The 18,540-nt window shown below is 36.5% G+C and carries 23 protein-coding genes and 1 tRNA gene; 9 read left to right on the forward strand and 15 right to left on the reverse strand.

The features are described 5' to 3' along the window. Positions 1–38 precede the first annotated feature (38 nt). The 15 genes from rplL to ACGHIN_RS03615 all read right to left on the reverse strand — a co-directional run bounded on the left by rplL (position 39) and on the right by ACGHIN_RS03615 (position 13,866). Positions 39–410: a 50S ribosomal protein L7/L12 gene (rplL, locus tag ACGHIN_RS03545; protein WP_123262513.1), complete on the reverse strand. Its 372-nt coding sequence runs from the start codon at positions 408–410 to the stop codon at positions 39–41. Positions 411–456: 46 nt separating this feature from the next. Further along, entirely contained in the window at positions 457–1,050 is a 594-nt protein-coding gene (rplJ, locus tag ACGHIN_RS03550; RefSeq protein WP_390450872.1) for a 50S ribosomal protein L10, read from the reverse strand. 18 nt (positions 1,051–1,068) lie between these two features. Next, on the reverse strand, positions 1,069–1,761 hold the full coding sequence (gene rplA / locus ACGHIN_RS03555) for a 50S ribosomal protein L1 (RefSeq protein ID WP_123262515.1): 693 nt from the start codon (positions 1,759–1,761) through the stop codon (positions 1,069–1,071). A gap of 11 nt (positions 1,762–1,772) precedes the next feature. Further along, positions 1,773–2,219 carry a 50S ribosomal protein L11 gene (gene rplK, locus ACGHIN_RS03560; RefSeq protein ID WP_027375531.1) on the reverse strand — a complete coding sequence of 149 codons (447 nt, stop codon included), beginning with the start codon at positions 2,217–2,219 and terminating at the stop codon, positions 1,773–1,775. A gap of 360 nt (positions 2,220–2,579) precedes the next feature. After that, positions 2,580–3,122 carry a transcription termination/antitermination protein NusG gene (gene nusG / locus ACGHIN_RS03565; RefSeq protein ID WP_121459911.1) on the reverse strand — a complete coding sequence of 181 codons (543 nt, stop codon included), beginning with the start codon at positions 3,120–3,122 and terminating at the stop codon, positions 2,580–2,582. A 20-nt stretch (positions 3,123–3,142) separates the two neighbouring features. Then, complete coding sequence (gene secE / locus ACGHIN_RS03570) at positions 3,143–3,349, reverse strand: preprotein translocase subunit SecE (protein WP_121459910.1); 207 nt, start codon at positions 3,347–3,349, stop codon at positions 3,143–3,145. A 12-nt stretch (positions 3,350–3,361) separates the two neighbouring features. Continuing rightward, positions 3,362–3,432 (reverse strand) — tRNA-Trp (locus ACGHIN_RS03575). A gap of 53 nt (positions 3,433–3,485) precedes the next feature. After that, positions 3,486–4,673, reverse strand: a complete 1,188-nt coding sequence (tuf, locus tag ACGHIN_RS03580; protein WP_121459909.1) for an elongation factor Tu — start codon at positions 4,671–4,673, stop codon at positions 3,486–3,488. 256 nt (positions 4,674–4,929) lie between these two features. Then, positions 4,930–8,028 carry an efflux RND transporter permease subunit gene (locus ACGHIN_RS03585; RefSeq protein WP_390450876.1) on the reverse strand — a complete coding sequence of 1,033 codons (3,099 nt, stop codon included), beginning with the start codon at positions 8,026–8,028 and terminating at the stop codon, positions 4,930–4,932. Between the two features lie 46 nt (positions 8,029–8,074). Beyond that, entirely contained in the window at positions 8,075–9,160 is a 1,086-nt protein-coding gene (locus ACGHIN_RS03590) for an efflux RND transporter periplasmic adaptor subunit (protein ID WP_390450878.1), read from the reverse strand. A 2-nt stretch (positions 9,161–9,162) separates the two neighbouring features. Further along, a complete protein-coding gene (locus ACGHIN_RS03595; protein WP_390450880.1) occupies positions 9,163–10,419 on the reverse strand; it encodes a TolC family protein in 1,257 nt (418 codons plus the stop codon). 61 nt (positions 10,420–10,480) lie between these two features. Then, positions 10,481–11,845: an ATP-binding protein gene (locus ACGHIN_RS03600; RefSeq protein ID WP_390450882.1), complete on the reverse strand. Its 1,365-nt coding sequence runs from the start codon at positions 11,843–11,845 to the stop codon at positions 10,481–10,483. Between the two features lies 1 nt (position 11,846). Then, a complete protein-coding gene (locus ACGHIN_RS03605) occupies positions 11,847–12,527 on the reverse strand; it encodes a response regulator transcription factor (RefSeq protein WP_390450884.1) in 681 nt (226 codons plus the stop codon). 284 nt (positions 12,528–12,811) lie between these two features. Continuing rightward, positions 12,812–13,123, reverse strand: a complete 312-nt coding sequence (locus tag ACGHIN_RS03610; RefSeq protein ID WP_390450885.1) for a hypothetical protein — start codon at positions 13,121–13,123, stop codon at positions 12,812–12,814. A gap of 2 nt (positions 13,124–13,125) precedes the next feature. Next, entirely contained in the window at positions 13,126–13,866 is a 741-nt protein-coding gene (locus ACGHIN_RS03615) for a hypothetical protein (RefSeq protein WP_390450887.1), read from the reverse strand. Positions 13,867–13,982: 116 nt separating this feature from the next. Between ACGHIN_RS03615 and ACGHIN_RS03620 the strand changes: the two genes are divergently transcribed. The 9 genes from ACGHIN_RS03620 to ACGHIN_RS03660 form a co-directional block, all read left to right on the forward strand. Further along, on the forward strand, positions 13,983–14,291 hold the full coding sequence (locus ACGHIN_RS03620; protein ID WP_390450888.1) for a hypothetical protein: 309 nt from the start codon (positions 13,983–13,985) through the stop codon (positions 14,289–14,291). A gap of 210 nt (positions 14,292–14,501) precedes the next feature. Then, positions 14,502–14,879 carry a hypothetical protein gene (locus ACGHIN_RS03625; protein ID WP_390450889.1) on the forward strand — a complete coding sequence of 126 codons (378 nt, stop codon included), beginning with the start codon at positions 14,502–14,504 and terminating at the stop codon, positions 14,877–14,879. Between the two features lie 253 nt (positions 14,880–15,132). Further along, entirely contained in the window at positions 15,133–15,375 is a 243-nt protein-coding gene (locus ACGHIN_RS03630) for a hypothetical protein (protein WP_390450890.1), read from the forward strand. After that, on the forward strand, positions 15,359–16,006 hold the full coding sequence (locus ACGHIN_RS03635) for an ERF family protein (RefSeq protein ID WP_390450891.1): 648 nt from the start codon (positions 15,359–15,361) through the stop codon (positions 16,004–16,006). The genes ACGHIN_RS03630 and ACGHIN_RS03635 overlap by 17 nt, the downstream gene beginning before the upstream one ends. 2 nt (positions 16,007–16,008) lie before the next feature. Continuing rightward, positions 16,009–17,049 carry a PD-(D/E)XK nuclease-like domain-containing protein gene (locus ACGHIN_RS03640; protein ID WP_390450893.1) on the forward strand — a complete coding sequence of 347 codons (1,041 nt, stop codon included), beginning with the start codon at positions 16,009–16,011 and terminating at the stop codon, positions 17,047–17,049. After that, a complete protein-coding gene (locus tag ACGHIN_RS03645) occupies positions 17,039–17,401 on the forward strand; it encodes a hypothetical protein (protein WP_390450895.1) in 363 nt (120 codons plus the stop codon). The genes ACGHIN_RS03640 and ACGHIN_RS03645 overlap by 11 nt, the downstream gene beginning before the upstream one ends. Position 17,402: 1 nt before the next feature. Beyond that, on the forward strand, positions 17,403–17,840 hold the full coding sequence (locus ACGHIN_RS03650; protein WP_390450897.1) for a hypothetical protein: 438 nt from the start codon (positions 17,403–17,405) through the stop codon (positions 17,838–17,840). Beyond that, on the forward strand, positions 17,837–18,013 hold the full coding sequence (locus ACGHIN_RS03655) for a hypothetical protein (RefSeq protein WP_390450898.1): 177 nt from the start codon (positions 17,837–17,839) through the stop codon (positions 18,011–18,013). The genes ACGHIN_RS03650 and ACGHIN_RS03655 overlap by 4 nt, the downstream gene beginning before the upstream one ends. Before the next feature lie 6 nt (positions 18,014–18,019). After that, positions 18,020–18,540 (forward strand): hypothetical protein (locus ACGHIN_RS03660; protein WP_390450900.1); only part of this gene is annotated, 521 nt, incomplete at its 3' end.

The raw sequence follows: 18,540 nt of genomic DNA on the forward strand, positions 1-18,540 counted from the left end.
GCAAATTGCTCAGGCTTATATTTTGGAGTTCAATTGAATTATTTCAATTCTACTTCAGCACCAGCTTCTTCTAATTGCTTCTTAAGAGCTTCAGCTTCGTCTTTAGATACACCAGTTTTGATTGGAGCTGGAGCACCGTCTACGATATCTTTAGCTTCTTTAAGACCAGCACCAGTTAAATCTTTTACTAATTTAACGATAGCCAATTTAGAAGCACCTGCAGACTTAAGAATTACGTCGAATTCAGTTTTTTCTTCAGCAGCATCACCTCCTGCAGCTCCACCTGCAACTACTACAGCAGCAGCAGCTGGCTCAATTCCGTACTCATCCTTAAGGATAGCAGCTAATTCATTTACGTCTTTTACTGTTAAGTTTACTAGCGTTTCAGCTAAATTTTTTAAATCTGACATTGTTGTAATGTTTTTGTTGATTATTTATTTAATTTTTTGAGTGTAATTATTCAGCAGCTGGCGTTTCGTCAGTGCTTTCTGCAGCAGGAGCTTCCGGAGCTTCAGCAGCAGAAGTTTCTTCCACAGCAGGTGCAGCTTCTTCAGCTTTAGCTTCTACTGTTTCAGGTTTGTTTTGAAGAGCAGAAACAACTCTCTGGATTGGAGACTGAAGTAATCCGATGATTTCACCGATCATTTCTTCTCTAGACTTGATGTTTGCCAACGCGTCTAGGTTGTTGTCACCAACGTAGAAAGTTTCCTGAAGGTAAGCAGATTTTAAAGCCGGCTTTTCTTCTTTCTTTCTGAACCCTTGGATTAATTTTGCAGGAGCGTTTGCCGTTTCAGAGATCAAGATCGCTGAATTCCCTTTGAAGGTCGGGAACATCTCAGAGTAATCTACTCCGTCGATTTGCTCCATTGCTTTTTGTAAAAGTGTGTTTTTTACTACTTTTACTTTGATATTTTGTTTGAAAGCCTGTCTTCTGAAATCTGAAGATTTAGCAGCGTTCAACCCTTCCAGATCTGCTACATATACTACTTTTGCATCCTGAAGCAAGTCTTTGATCTCTTGTATTGCTACAACTTTTTGGTCTTTTGTCATTGTCTTAAGGATTTAATATTAGTTAACAGATTTAGTATCGATTGCAATACCCGGGCTCATTGTAGAAGACAGGTAGATGCTTTTTACGTAAGTTCCTTTAGCAGCAGTCGGCTTCATTTTGATCAATGTCTGGATTAATTCCTGAGCATTTTCTTTCAATTTAGCAGCATCAAAAGATACTTTTCCGATTCCTGCGTGAACGATACCATATTTATCTACTTTGAAATCGATTTTACCAGACTTCACTTCAGAAACCGCTTTACCGATCTCCATAGTTACAGTACCTGATTTAGGGTTTGGCATTAAACCTCTTGGTCCTAAAACTCTACCTAAAGGTCCTAATTTACCCATTACAGCAGGCATAGTAACGATAACGTCTACATCTGTCCAACCGTTTTTGATTTTATCTAAATATTCGTCAAGACCTACATAGTCTGCACCAGCTTCTTTAGCTTCAGCTTCTTTATCCGGTGTAACAAGAGCTAATACTTTAACATCTTTACCAGTACCGTGCGGAAGAGATACTACCCCTCTTACCATTTGGTTCGCTTTTCTTGGATCTACTCCCAGTCTTACAGCGATATCTACAGAAGCATCAAATTTTGCAGTGTTAACTTCTTTTACAAGAGCTGAACCTTCTTCAAGGTTATAAATTCTACCTTTCTCTACTTTGCTTAAAGCTTCCTTTTGCTTTTTCGTTAATTTTGCCATTTCTTTAAGTTTTAAGCGTTAAAAGTTGGTTTCGTTCCTGTTACTCTTAATCCCATAGATCTTGCAGTACCTGCAACCATAGAAACAGCTGAATCCATTGTAAAGCAGTTAAGGTCTGCCATTTTATCTTCAGCGATTTTCTTTACCTGATCCCAAGATACAGAACCTACTTTGTTTCTGTTTGGTTCACCGGAACCTCCTTTGATCTTAGCCGCATCCATTAACTGGATTGCTGCAGGTGGAGTTTTAATAACGAATTCAAAAGATTTGTCCTCGTATACTGTAATTACTACAGGTAAAACTTGCCCTGGCTTGTCCTGAGTTCTTCCGTTAAATTGCTTACAAAACTCCATGATGTTTACACCTGCAGAACCTAATGCCGGACCTACTGGCGGAGACGGGTTTGCTGCCCCTCCTTTCACCTGAAGCTTTACCATTTTAAAGACTTTCTTAGCCATTTTTTGTTTTTTAAGTTTGAATAATTAATGAGTTTGGAAGCATTATTATTCAGCAGGTTATCCATTCTCACATTAGATAAACCTACTTTTCGGACTGCAAAATTATAAAATATTTTTGAAATAGCAAACGGAATGTGTTGATTTTTAGAAAGATTTCAAAATAAATACTTTTACATAATTCCTAAGAGATAAATATTATAAAATTAAAAACTAATTTTCGCTCTATTTTTAATACTACTCTATTTTTATAAGCGAATGATTATTCATAAAATACATCAGAAATTATAAAAAAATACAGTAAAACAAAAAAGACCACTCAATTTAATAAGTGGTCTTTTTTATATATTGAATAAATATTTCTTAGATTTTCTCTACCTGCATATAGCTCAATTCCATTGGAGTCTTTCTTCCGAAGATCAGTACAGAAACTTCAATCTTCTTCTTGTCCTCAAGGATTTTTTCTACAGTTCCGTTGAATCCGTTGAATGGTCCGTCAATTACTTTAACGTTTTCTCCTACTACGTAAGGGATTTCAACATCGGTAGCAAATTCTGAAAGCTCATCCATTCTTCCCAACATTCTGTTCACTTCAGATTTTCTCATCGGAACAGGATCTCCACCTTTCGTTAAGCTCAAGAATGAGATAACTCCAGGGATATTTTTAATAATATGAGGAATTTCTCCCATCAGATCAGCTTCGATCATCAGGTAACCAGGATAATAAGGTCTTTCCTTAGGAACTTTCTTACCGTTTCTAAGTTGGATAACCTTTTCCATAGGAATAACCACCTGAGTAACGTACTGCTCAAACCCTAAACGTTTGATTTCCGTCTCAATATAGTTTTTCACTTTATTTTCCTGTCCGCTGATTGCTTTCAGCACATACCATTTCAATTCGCTCATTATGGGAAAATACTTTTTTGTTAGTTGAACACGTTAATTAGCATTCCTATTATGTTGCTGATTGCTTTCGAAAACAATTCATCAACTCCAAAGGTGAATAACGCAAGGATCACAGTTGCAATGGTTACTACAATTGTAGAAGACTGCAAGTCACTCCACTTTGGCCATTCAACTTTATGTCTGAATTCGTTATAAGAACCTTTTAAAAAATCGATAAATGAACTCATAATTTATATTTGCACGGGCACAAGGATTCGAACCCTGATCAACGGTTTTGGAGACCGGTATCCTACCATTGGACGATGCCCGTAGATTAAAAAGTTCCGTAAGCTTCCTTACGGAACTTTTATTTATACTAAATGATTAGTCTAAGATTTCAGTAACCTGACCAGCACCAACTGTTCTACCTCCTTCTCTGATCGCAAATCTAAGACCTACGTTAAGAGCGATTGGTTGTAACAATTCTACAGTGATTGTTAAGTTATCACCAGGCATTACCATTTCTACACCTTCTGGTAAGAAGATCTCACCTGTAACGTCAGTAGTTCTTACGTAGAACTGAGGACGGTATTTGTTGTGGAATGGAGTGTGACGTCCACCTTCTTCTTTAGAAAGGATATAAACCTCAGCTTTGAATTTTTTGTGTGGAGTTACAGATCCAGCTTTAGCGATTACCATACCTCTCTTGATGTCAGTTTTTTCAATACCTCTCAACAATAGACCTACGTTATCACCAGCTTCACCTCTGTCTAGGATTTTTCTAAACATCTCAACCCCAGTTACAGTAGAAGTTAACTTCTCGTCACCCATACCTACGATGTCTACAGCATCACCAGTATTGATAACTCCAGCCTCGATTCTACCAGTTGCTACAGTACCTCTACCTGTAATAGAGAATACGTCTTCGATTGGCATCAAGAATGGCTTATCCTGATCTCTTACCGGTTGCTCGATCCAAGTATCAACAGCATCCATTAATTCTTCTACAGTTTTAACCCACTTCTCATCTCCGTTAAGAGCACCAAGAGCAGATCCCTGGATTACTGGAGAGTTATCTCCGTCATATTCGTAAGTAGATAATAAATCTCTAAGTTCAAGCTCAACAAGCTCTAATAATTCAGCATCATCCACCATATCAACCTTGTTCATGAAAACAACGATTCTTGGTACGTTTACCTGACGGCAAAGTAGGATGTGCTCTCTAGTTTGAGGCATTGGTCCATCAGTTGCAGCACATACTAAGATAGCTCCATCCATCTGAGCAGCACCAGTTACCATGTTCTTTACATAGTCAGCGTGACCTGGACAGTCAACGTGTGCATAGTGACGTTTTTCAGTTTCGTACTCAATGTGAGCTGTATTAATAGTGATACCTCTTTCTTTTTCTTCTGGAGCAGAGTCAATAGAAGAGAAGTCTTTTTTCTCAGCAAGACCCTTGTTAGCTAATACGCTACTGATTGCAGCAGTAAGAGTAGTTTTACCATGGTCAACGTGACCAATAGTACCAATGTTCAAGTGTGGTTTGTTACGATTAAACGTTTCCTTTGCCATGATTTAAAATTATTTATTTATTGTTTATTCAAAATTTCGGTTTGCAAATATAGCGATTTTTTAAATATCAAAACCTTTTTGTTAAAAAAAGTTTTAATATTCAAAATCCAAAGAATTACAACCTTATATTTCTCTGTATTGAGATTGCAAATTTACACAAATTTCTCAATTGAAAAAATCTTTATAAAACCTTTTATTAAAAAGCCTGAAATAATAATTCATTCCAGGCCACAAGATTAATATAAATGAAAGAAAATCATATTTTCCCGCTCATTTTCGGCCTGTTGAATATCCAGAAAATAACGGGGAAAATAAGCAATGTGAGTATCGTGGCCGTAATCAGGCCGCCGATGATGACAATAGCCAATGGTTTTTGAGATTCAGAACCGATACCGGTAGACAATGCCGCTGGTAAAAGCCCGATAGAGGCCATTAAAGCAGTCATCACCACAGGTCTTGTCCTGGATTTTACGCCATTCAGTATAGCAGCATCCGGATTCAAACCGTTTCTGATATTCTGGTGAAACTCGGAAATGAGAATTACCCCGTTTTGAATGCAGATTCCCAATAAAGCGATCATCCCCACTCCTGCCGATATTCCAAAATTCATTCCGGTGATGTGGAGTGCAATAATTCCCCCAATCAACGCAAAAGGTACATTAGCTAATACCAGCAGTGAATCTTTCATGTTTCCGAAAAGAACGAACAGTAGGAAGAAAATCATCAGAATACTTACCGGAACTACCTGAGCCAATCTATGAGATGCTCTCTGCTGATTTTCGAACTGCCCTGTCCAGCCAATGGAATATCCATCCGGCAGGTCAATTTTTGCAACCTCTTTTTGTGCATCTGCAATGGTACTTCCCAAATCCCGGTCCCGGATGGAGAATTTCACTCCGATATATCGTTTGATATCATCTCTGTAAATAAATGCTGCACCATTATCTTTAACGATATTGCTGATCTCTTTGAGAGGGATTTTTGTTCCGTCCTGGGTGGGAACCATTAATGCAGCAATATCATTTTCATCTTTCCTGTATTCCTGCGAATATCGTAAGCGAATAGGAAATTTTCTTTCCCCATCGAACATTTCCGAGGCCGTTCTTCCCCCGAAAGCCATTTCCAGTACGGCTTGTGCATCTGCGGGCATTACCCCGTATGCCGCCATTTTATCCCTGTCCAATACCACGCTTACTTCCGGCTGACCTATGTTTTTAATAATTCCGGGGTCCTTTACTCCGTTTACATTTCTGATGGCTTTTAAAACTTCTTCCGCCAGTTTATCCAGTGTTTCGAGGTTATCTCCATAAATTTTAATTCCGTTTTCCGCTTTGAATCCTGCTACAGCTTCCGCTACATTATCGGAGATCGGCTGGGAATAATTAAAGGTAATTCCCTGATAACTCCTGAGCTTTTTATCAATTCCTTCGATGAGATCTTCATAGCTGATATTTCTCTTCCATTCTTCTTTGGGTTTGAGATTAACAGCAAACTGTACAAATCCGAATCCGTTTGGGTCTGTTCCATCATTACTTCTGCCTGTCTGCGCCAAAACATCCGTAACTTCAGGAAAGCTCATAATATCTTTCTTCAGGAGATCTGCGGTTTTCAATGATTCTTTTAAAGACGAGCTCATTGGCATTTCTGCGGTGATCCATAATGAGCCTTCATTCAGCTGGGGTAAAAATTCGGTTCCCAAAAATTTTCCTGAAAACAGGGTAATTCCCAGAAATGAAAGAGCTACCATTAAACTTATTTCTTTATGTTTAAAAGTATAGCTGAAGCCTTTCAAAACTATTCTGTCCCAGAAATTCACAAACGGATTGTTCTTTTCTTTTACATTTTTATTCAATAAAAGATGGGAAAGTACGGGAACCAAGGTCAAGGTAAAAATCAAAGCTCCTATTAATGCAAATCCTAAGGTAAAAGCCAGTGGTGAAAACATTTTCCCTTCTACTTTCTGGAATGAGAAAATAGGGATCAATGAAGTGATGATGATTAATTTTGAAAAGAAAATGGCTTTTCCCAATCCTGTTCCGGTTTGTTTGATCCATCCTGCTTTGGCTAGTTTGTTAAACCTTTCCGTTCCATATTTGTGGGCTTTATGATCGAGCATTACAAAGATTCCTTCTACCATAACGACGGCTCCGTCTATAATAATTCCAAAATCAACGGCGCCCAAAGACAGTAAATTGGCGCTCATTCCTGCCATTTTCAGGCATAAAAAAGCAAATAATAATGAAAGCGGAATAATGATGGAAACAATAAACGTTGTTCTCCAGTCAGCCATAAAAATCAGAACCATTAACGTAACCAGAATAATTCCTTCGATCAGGTTGTGCATTACGGTACGCGTTGTAAAATCCATCAGATTGTCACGGTCATAGAAAGTAACCATTTTAACATCTTTCGGCAATACCTTCTCATTGAGCTCTTTAATTTTAGCTTTTACTCCTACCAAAACCTCACGGGGGTTTTCGCCTTTTCTCATGACAATAATTCCTTCCACCGTATCTTCGTGATGATTCAGCCCGGCCTGCCCTACTCTCGGCATTGAGCTTTCATGAACTTCTGCCACATTTTTAACCAACACCGGATTTCCACTGTCATTCTGGATGGTAATATTTCCAATATCAGCGACTGATTTTACCAACCCTATTCCTCTTACTACATAAGCCTGTCCGTTTTTCTCAATCACATCACCTCCGACATTCAGATTACTTTTTGTGACGGCATCATAAACCTGAAGTGGGGTAAGGTTGTATTTATCTAATGCTCTAGGATCAATACTCAATTCAAAAACTTTATCCTGTCCTCCGAAGACATTAATGTCGGCAACTCCGGGAACTCCTCTCAATGCCCGGTCTATCACCCAATTCTGCAAAGTCAGCAATTCACGGGAATCTTTGGTCTTACTTTCCAGCGTATATCTGAAAATCTCACCGGTTGGTCCGTAAGGCGGCTGTACTTCGGGATCTACCTCATCGGGAAGGCTTACTGTTCTTAATTGATTATTAACCTGATTTCTGGCAAAAGTATCATCTACCTCATCATCAAACAGGATTTTAACAATGGATAACCCAAACATTGTCGTACTTCTTACACTTGTTTTTTTCTGAACCGGGCTCATTGCCAGTTCAATAGGTGTTGTTACAAAGCGTTCGACCTCTTCCGCACTTCTTCCGTTCCATTGGGTAATAATGACAATCTGAGTATTGGTTACATCAGGGAATGCTTCAATCGGCATATTTTTGAAGCTTATAAAGCCTGCAATGGCCAGAAGGGCTACCCAGATAAAGGTAAATGCTTTATTTTTTAATGAAAAGGCAATAATATTTTTGATGAATTTATTCATGCTATGATTTTGATGACCTAAAAAAGCCGTTGAAGAAATTTTGATTTTAGCTGTTCAGAGACCGGTAAATCAATAATTGATTGTTCATAATGACTTGTTCGCCTTCCGTTAATCCTTCCGAGATGTAAGTGGTATCTCCTACTTGTTTCATTATTTTTATTTCTTTAACCTTCACATGAGTTCTGGATTTGAAGATCACCACAAAACTCCGGTTATCATCAAATATCACAGCTTTGGAAGGAACTGCGAGCGCCTTATTATTTTCTGAACTGATGACTTTAATCGTTGCTTTACTCTCTGGAATCAATAGTCCATTCGTATTATCCAATACTACCCTCGCCTGCATCGCATTGGTTTGAGGGTCAATGATTTTGAAGATTTTATCAATTTTCCCATAAAAGATTTTGTCAGGATATGATAAAGTGGAGACTTCGGCCTTCATTCCCAGGCTTATTTTATCAATATCGGATTCATTGACATTCATGATGGCCCATACATTGGTGGTATTGGCTACGTCGAAGATGTTATCGCTTCTGTCGCTTCTCAGCTGCATATCTTTATTGATATTCTTTTGAACGATATATCCGCTGATCGGTGCCACAACATTGTAAATATTTCCTTTTTTAACATTATACACGGTGCTTACAGCCGAAGTTCTCTGCAATTGGTCCTGTGCTTTTTGTAATTCACTTTTGGCCTCAAGAACATCTTTCTCCGTATTCAGCCTGCCTTCATACATTTCTTTAGCTACCCGTAAGTTATTCTGAGCCACTACTAAATCTGTTTTGGCATCACTTACTTCTTTCTGGATTTCTGCCAGCTCCGTACTTCTGATGGTCGCCAAAACCTGTCCTTTCCTCACATGATCACCCAATTCAACATTTACACTCAGAACGTTTCCTCCCACCAAAGGATACACGTCAATGTAGCTGTTCTTATCAGCTGATATTTTACCATAGAAACTATACTGATCCTCTATATATTTTTCCTCCACCTTTGCCACGGAGATCGATTTTAACATGGTATTGCTCAGCTCAAAACCTTTTTGGGGCTGCGGAATGATTTCCCCTTGCTTTTTTGAACAGGAAAAAAACAGGGATATTATTATTACAGGAATGATGTAGTTTTTCATTATTAGTAGAAGATTTTCGTTTGTACTAGTTGATTAAGCCGTTCTGCAAATTCTATCACCTCGTTTTTCATATCATAGATCTGAAGAGCAGTCTGCCTGTAACTATCCATAAAATCTGTAAACTCCATAAGGTTTACATTTCCGTTTCTGAAGTTTTTAAGCATTCCATTATACACCAGATCCATATTGTCAAGGTCGGTGGTTTTAATGTCCTGTAATTGATCATAATGGCTTTTCCAGATTTTAAAAGCAGATTCTATCTGGGTTTCCAGATCAAGTTTGCGGTAATCTGCATTTTTCTGATTTTGCTGAATAGCATAATTCGCTTTTTCTACATTTCCCTGATTGGCTTTCCATAAAGGCAAAGGAATTTCTATCATCAGATTCACCTCATTTTTGAAAGTTCCTCCGTTTTGATCCCATCCCGCCCCAACGTTCAGATCTGGAACATTTAAGGATTTCTGCCATTGAGCATATAATTTACTATTATCGATCAATTTTAAATAATATTGGTAATCTGCATTATTTTCCAGAGCTTTTCTTTTCAGTTCTTTCTCGTCCCCAAAAGGTTGGGAAGTTAGAATTCTCTTTGCCTCATCATCCGAAAGCCGGGGCTCAATGTCATCCGTAATCCCGGTTAAAACTTTCAGGCTTTGCTGCTGATCGAAAATATTCTTATTGATCTCCAGTCTGTCATTATTAAGCTGAATAACTATGCTCTGCAGCCTGACCTCATCCTTAAGAGATACATTTCCTTTGGCAGACTGTTCCCTGTATGCGCTAAGAAGATCATTCATATATGCTAATTGCTTCTGTGTACTTTCCAACTTCAGATGCTCATAATAAAGATTGAAATAAGCTGTCCGTAGCTGGGTTTTCAGATTAACCAGCAGTTGAGAGAATTGAAGTATGGCCAGCTCTTTATTTGATTGGGCAAAGGCTATCTCATTCTTCTTTTTTCCTCCCATATAAATCAATTGAGTCACTTGCGCCCCTTTTGCATGTCCGCCATCAAATATTTTCTTGTTTTCGGGATTATATGCATTAATCTGCCCGCTCAGCTGGGGAAGCTCCCAGATTTTGGCTTGCAGGATATCTGCATCCGTCATATTAATATTGTATTGTTCGGCAAGCAGAAGCAGATTGTTGTTCTGAAAAGCTTCTTCACAATCTGTAAGCGACAAGGGACGTTGTGCTGTCATAAGTGAAGAAATGACAATAAGTAACCCGGCAATCCTGTTGACTTTCTCAGTTTTCATGAGACAAAATTGCCTTACCGTAATTAAAACGGACTTAAAGAGGGATTAAAAAAAAATTAAATTATTTTTTGAAAGATACCTTGAATTGATTGATGTTTTGCTCAGGAGAAGAATATGTAATTTCTGCGCCATGGTATTCAAGGATTCTTTTAACAATTCTAAGACCTAAGCCGGAGCCTGAAATATTCTGTGAATTATTCCCCCTCATAAAGGCTTCAAATAATTTGGATTGCTCTTCTTCAGGGATAGTGTTTCCCCGGGAAATGACATCTACTGAAAGTTGGGAATTGGTTTCGGTAATCATAACATCCACTTCGGCATTATCAGAATATATGGCTGCATTTTTGAATAAATTAATGAATACAATATCCAATAGAGATTGAATTCCTTTGATCGTCAAAAGGGCATTTTCAGAAGTCTTCTCTGAGATCATGAAATCCATTTTAAGATTCGGGTAGCTTTTTTCCACCGCTTCAAAAGATTCAAAAATGACTTCATCGATTCTCACTTCTTCATAAATGCTCTGGATATTTTCTTTATCAAACTTAGTGAGCAAAAGCAAAGAATTCGTTAAGTCTGACAACTGATAAACATCCTGTTGGATTTGCTTTAAGGAAGATAATGTTTCCGGAGAATGCTGCTTCAGCTTAATCAGATTTTCCAACTGAAAGGCCATTCTTGTGATAGGCGTCCTGATTTCATGGGAAGCACTGGCAGTAAAATCTTTCTGGGACTGGAACACATCATTTAACCTTACAATCATTGTATTGAAAGATTTTGCCAGTACATTAATTTCATCTTCTGATTCCTGAACCGGGATCTGATTCGTTAATTTGTGGGCGGTAACTTCTGAGATTTCCTGATTTAGATTCTCCAGTGGCCGCAGAAACTGCCCCATAAAATAATAGCTGAAAAACCCGATCAAAAGTACGCTCATAACATAGGCAGTAATTAAAAGGTATTTCAGATAGGCCAGCTTAGATTTTCCATTGCTGTCGAACGCACTGGTAAGGATGTAGTAGTTTTCTCCATTAATGGTTTTTAAGGCGGCATATATTTCCGGAACCGTTGTTTCTGAGTATATCGTTTTTTTCTTATCCAATTCTTTCAGCAAGGCATAATCCCATGTAACTTTCCTGTCTTTAATGGTACTGTAAACCAGTTCCTTCTGTCCGTTAAAGATCATGATGGTTTCATTTAAAAGGATATTGTCTGAGTTTTCATTAAAAAAAACGGGAGCTTCTTCTGCAAAATCTTTTGATTTTGAAATGAAGTGAGAGGTAAATTCCAGTCTCTGCCTGAATCTCTCTTTAAATTCCTCTCTTCTGAAATCATTGAAAGATATATAAATAACTGCCATTACAATACCAAACAGTAATGAAAAGGCAATGCTGATTGTTAACGCTATCTTTCGTTTTAAAGACATTTTATAACGGGCTTAAATAATATCCAAAGCCGGATCTGGTATGAATAAGCTTTATTTTAAAATCCTTATCAATTTTTTTCCTTAGAAAATTGATATATACTTCTACCGTATTGGTATTGGTATTGAAATTATGCTCCCATACATGCTCCGTAATCTGTTGTTTGGAAACGGTTCTTCCCTGGGCTTCGGCCAGGTATACCAGCAGCTGGAATTCTTTCAGCGTAAGAGCAATCTCATTTCCACTCCTGTACACTTTCTGCTCTGTTTTATTAATGATAAGGTCATCCACTCTGATCATTTCCAGGTCTGTATTCTCTACCGGCCCTTTCCTTCTCATCAGGGAATTGATGCGTAAAAGCAATTCTTCAAACTGAAAAGGTTTTACCAGGTAATCATCTGCCAGCCTGTTAAAGGCGTCTTTTTTATCCGAAAGATCTCCATAGGCCGAAATAATAATGATCGGAGTATTTTTATCAAAAGAGCGAATGGTTTGGCATACATCCAGTCCGTTTATTTTAGGTACATTGATATCCAGAAGATACATATCGTATGTATTATTTCTGATCTGACGAAGAAATGTTTCCCCGTCATAGATTTTATCACATGTAAAATGATTGGCCTCCAAAAATTTACAAAGCTCCGCGGAAAGGATAAGGTCGTCTTCCAATAAAAGAATATTCATCGAAATTATTTTATACGAATTTAAAGATTTTTCAGGGATCTGAATCAAATAGTAATCCATATAGCGACCCGCAAGTTGATTTTAATTAAATTTTAATGTATTCAAAAAACTGCAAATTGTTCATTTGAATCATCCATCATTAAAATAAAAAATCCCGGAAGGAATCCGGGACTGAGAGAGCCAACTACGGGACTTGAACCCGTGACCTCTTCCTTACCAAGGAAGCATATTATTTAGCAAAAGTAGATTAACGCTGAAAATCAACCATTTACATTTATTGGATTTTAGTTATTTAATATTTTATTTAGCTTAATGTTACCGTTCATGTTACCGTTATTTTTTTTGTTCCTGAAGGGTTGATCGCTTAACCCAAAGAAAAAATTGGAATTAGCATTAAATACTTCACATATCAATCTTATATGTTCAGCAGTAAAATGCCAGGACTGTCTATCAGGATATTTATCTTGATGCTTTATATTATTGAAAATACTTTTTGCCATTCCAATAGGTGTATAAAAACCACTATCAAATCTTATTATTTTTTGATCTTTAAGTATTTCTACAAATTCTAATATTTTAATATCCGACTTATACATAATCAATAGATTAGTTTCTTTGAAATAGGTTTGCTCACATCAAATGCATAGAATAAAGCTTTGACATCATTTAGGCTAATTGAAACATTGTGAGAATATTCCAGACTAGGGTTCCAAGAATCACAAACAATTGTTCCTGTTTCCACTTCGTGTTTTGTTATTTCTTTTAAAGTTGGTCTGCCAAAACTTGTAGAGCAAATTACCCATACATTAAAATCATGGAGATGTAATTTTGAGCTCCAAAGATCCCTTTTTAATTCTCTGGTTGAAACAATTGAACCATCAACTATACTTCTATCAGTTCCATCATTCATACTATCTCCTTTTATTCTCCAGGCAACGTATTTACCATGTAATGGTTTATCAACAATAATGGTGTGTTGCTCTATATCTTCATAATCAGGATGTGCTATATTACAATCATTATCCACAAATCCGGCCTGTGCGTAATATTCAAATAAAGGCATGTACATTAAATATTGCCCGTTTGGCAATTCAACAAACTTGTTATTGAAAGTATTGTAAACTACTTCTTCTTTGTCTTTAACACCATATTTTTCTTTTATGTAACCAATGATTGTCAAAAGAGTTAATTCCAGAGGTCTCTTTGTGTCACCATTAATAATTTTCAATATCCCAACATCTGATAATGAGGTGTTTTGAGAAATCTCGTAGGCACTTACCCCATATTTTTTAATTAATTCTAAAGCCTCATTTAATAGTTGTTCTCTTGTCTGTTTCATAAATTTTTCTAATTGATTTTCAAATGGTTACATTTTAGATAGCAAACTTGTTAACTAATTATTTTGCGAAATGACTAACTTGTTATATATTTGCTATATCAAATAAGTTAATCAAAATGATAAATCAAAAAGCAAATATAGTGATTAAAACCAAAATCAAAGATGAGGTTTTCCGTAAAATTCAAAGCGATTATGATTTAAGAAAGGAAATTGCTGATAAACTTAATAAGCGTGAATCAGCAATTTACAACCTAGCCAATAGAAAATCTAATGGTATTGCTAACTATTTTATAGTGATTCTTTTTAAGGCACTAACTGGTTGGTCTGATGATGAAATGTTTGAAGAACAAATTAGCTCTAAAACTATTACCAATGATAAGAGAAATAAATCCAGAAAGGGCACAGATAATACTGTTAGCGCTTAATAAAATTGAAACATTATCTGCCTTTGTTAAAGCTGAAATGAACGCTTCTCAGGGTGGCGTAGGAACCGCCCTAGGGAAGCAAAAAAAAACTAAAGCAGAAAAAGATAAGGAAGTTCAGGATCGTGCAAGAGCTGAATTTCATAAAAGAAAATAAAAAAAGCCATCTGCGCTAACAGACGGCAAAAGTTTAACTATTAAAAGTCAAATTGTATGGACACAAAAGTACAAAACGTAAGGGAAATAACAAACTCTCCTACAGAAAAAAATTTCAGAAAAGCGGTTCATTTCGCAAACAACTTAGAATTTAACGATTTCGGAATCGATGAAAATGTTAAAGCAAACAATTGGTTTGGGCTATTCTTAGATGAAAATAACGCCTACTGGACTATCCAAATGACTCACAAAGGATCTTATGCTCTTTTCTTAGAAGATGAAAAGATTTGTGTAGTCGGTAAAGATTTGGAGGAGAAGCTTGACTCTTTTCGTGAGGACCAACTTTGTTCCGAAGAAAGAAGCATTCGGTCTCATGGTGAATATCTCGCTGAATATAATGAGTTATGGGCTAATTACGGTTACGGTAAAATTTAAGATCATGGGTGCAAAACTTAAAAACAGGTTCAAAAATCGCTTTAAAATGATGCCTTTAAAAAATGGTTCACTCCATTTTAGAGCAGACTATAAATTGAGAGACTTTAAAGCTACCGTATGGTGTTCACTCGCAAAATATGAGAAGCAATGAAAAGAATCATAGCAATGATATTTGGAAAGAAAGTAACCTTTCTCAATGTCAATAATCGAAGATACTTCAATCAATACTGGTATAAAGGAAAATTCTATTAAAATGAGTTACAACAAAAAAACCTTTATAGCACCTAACAGCATAGATTCCATGAGCGCAATTCATTGCAAAATATATGATGATGGAAAAGCAATAGTGAGACTTTCAGATTGTCACGGTTCAATCAGGTGGCACAACCAAATTACAGATCTGAAAGAAAGAAAAGAATTCCTCGAAAAATTAGGAAACTCTATTACTGAATTACAAAACCTTAAAAATCATATTGAAAATGAGTTCACTATATAAAAAACTTCACCAGATACAATGCAAGATCAATGGTCTGGCAAAAGATAAATCCACTTATAATTATAAGTATGTGACGGGAGATAAATTGCTTGGTTTTGTAAAGCCATTAATGAATGAATTAGGTCTGCTCTTAAAGCAAGAAATTACTTCTATTGAAAATGATAGGCAAGATTATTCAACAAAGAATGGTGAGAAGTCAGAAATTCTTTCAAAAGTTATGCAGCGTTTCACATGGATTGATATTGAAACAGGTGAAAAAGATGTGAATGAATTTGGTGCAAACGGTCAAAATGATTGGGAGAAAGGACTTGGATCTGCTCTTACTTACGCTGAAAGATATTTCCTACTGAAATACTTCCACATTCCTACCGATGAAGATGATATTGATAATGAGCTGAGAAAAAAAGTTGATGAAGAAAATCATCAAAATACTCCGATTCAGGAAAACACATACTCGCCTGCTAATGATACTGATAAACTTCCATGGCTAAATGAAAATGATGAGAACTGGAAGAAAATAGATGAATCTATTCAGAAGGGAGAAAAGATAAGACTGTCTAGCCTGCAAAAAAGATTTAAAATGAGCAAAGCAACAGTTGATTTACTTAAAACCAAATTTCAAATTCAATAGTCATGGGTGCATCAAAAAATACTGCTATAGAAAACCAAGAGCAGGAATATTATGTTGATCCAGAAATTAAATTCTTTGATTGCCATTATCCTGATAAAAGATCAGAAAGAGAGATTTTAATTGACAATTTGATCAACAGAGACATACACATGTCTTATTCTAAACTAAAAAACCTTACCAGTCCTGTCAACTTTATGAACGCTCTACTTCAGCCAAAGAAAAAGAATTCGGGGATGAACTTGGGAAGCTTAGTTGATTGTCTTGTTTTGGAAGAGGATAAATTCGAAGAGAAGTTTACAGTTGTTTCAGTTACTCCGACCACTGAAAAGCAAGAAGATTTTGTACAGCTGGTCTTAGATAAAATGAATTTAGAAACATTTAGTGAAGAGTTATTGGAAGAAAAATTCAAAGAAGCTGTTTCTGAAGGGTTTTCAAGAGTTAAGACTGATGGTTTACAGAAATACATAATTGCAATATATCATGGAAAACAAGTAGTATCACAGGATGAATATAATAAAGCAAAAAAAATCGCTGAGCATCTTAAAAATGCTCCCGATGTTGCTGATGAACTTTGCATTTGTGAAGAATTTCAGAAAATGATCAGATTTGAATATATGGGTTGGGAAATTGTAGCAATTCTTGACACTTATTCCCCTTCTATTTTTCATGATATGAAGTTTGTATCAAATCTTAATCCCGATAAGTTCAAATGGGAAATAGAAAAATACGACTACGAATTACAAATTGGAGTTTACTCTAAGGGCTTAAAAATACTTGGCCTCACACAAAATCCGAGGTTTAAATACATTTTATATGACGACAAATTCAATTATTCTGTTCCTGAAATTGAAGTAGGTTATATAGACTACTGTGAAAGGAAATTTGAAAATTACATGATGCGATTGAATAAAATGGTTGATGAAAAAGCTTTCGAGAAGTCTTTCGATTTCTTCAAGAGTAAAAATGTAATATATAAACCACAGTGGGCTGCCGGATTCGATTATTCAATTTTCTTAAACGATCAGGAAAAAGATGAGCTTTAAAAATATTGCAGATAATCTGATCAATGAATTATCCAAGAAAGGAATTGAAGCTTATATCTGGCATATAGCAACAACAGGAAGTATTTATGTGAGATTCCAAGATAATAGAATTGGTTCAGTAAGGATTGCCAATCATGAAGGGAAATCAAGATTAAAGTATAAATACAACCTGAGATCTGACATGCATCTTAAAAAATCAACATGGATTAAAGATGGTGATTCTTGGAGGTTTTATTTACCTGTAGAACAGTGGAAACTCTTAATTGATGTTTTGGTTGAACGTTCAAAAATGGTTCAATCCTGGGAAAATAAATACAACTACACAATACCCAAATTCAAAAAGAAAAAGTAAGATGAAAGCCATTGAAATTGAAACCAAAATTCACGGCGGAAAATTCCGACAGAACAATGATTTCATAAAACAGGCTGTCCAGGAATTTGAAGGCAAAGAAATCACTCTCATTTTCAAAAGGAAGTATAAAAAACGAACCAATGAGCAAAACAGTTTCTATTGGGCGGTATGGATTCCAATTCTGCAAAGAGAGATCCGGAATGCATGGGGCGAGTTTAAAACACCAACTGAGGTTCACGACATCTTAAAATGGAATTGCAATTATGAAGATAAGATTAATGAAGAAACTGGAGCCTTTGCCAGAGTGCCTGTATCATCAACAAGATTGAACACTTATGAATGGGAGTTTGAGTTCAAACAAAGAGTTAGGCAATTCGCAATGGACTTTTTTAATACTGTCCTTCCGGAACCGAATGAACAGTTAAAACTCAAACTATGAAAGAAGGCGATACAATGACACTCAATAAAGATGCAAAATTCGCCAAAAGCTTTTGGGCCAAGAAAGGCGAAAAAATAAAGATCATAGGAATAAGCGGTAATGCTGTGATCTGTGAAAAATCAAATGGGTTCCGCTTCCCGTGCAACATTAAAGATTTAGAACAAATTAATTAATAAATAATGGAAAATTTCAAAGAAATCAAAGAAGAAATACTTGACAGGGCTAAGAAGGCTGAAGCATGTAATGGAGAATACAAAAGAGCACATAAAGCAGAAAATTACAATGAACTTTTAAAAGTTGTAACAGATAATTTCCATTTCTGCTGTAATAATAAAATTATTGATTGTGAGCTACTTTCAAAAATTGGGACTGAGATATGCAATGAAAACAATCTTTACTCTAATGTTTCAGTAGATAAGGGTTTTTTGTTGGTGGATTCCGCTACTGTTGAGGCTTCGGGTTCCGCTACTGTTGAGGCTTCGGGTTCCGCTACTGTTGAGGCTTGGGATTCCGCTACTGTTAGGGCTTGGGGTTCCGCTACTGTTGAGGCTTGGGGTTCCGCTACTGTTAGGGCTTGGGGTTCCGCTACTGTTGGGGCTTGGGGTTCCGCTACTGTTGAGGCTTCGGGTTCCGCTACTGTTGAGGCTTGGGATTCCGCTACTGTTAGGGCTTGGGGTTCCGCTACTGTTGAGGCTTGGGG

Source organism: Chryseobacterium barbadense (genome assembly GCF_042849955.1).
Taxonomy (GTDB): Bacteria; Bacteroidota; Bacteroidia; order Flavobacteriales; family Weeksellaceae; genus Chryseobacterium.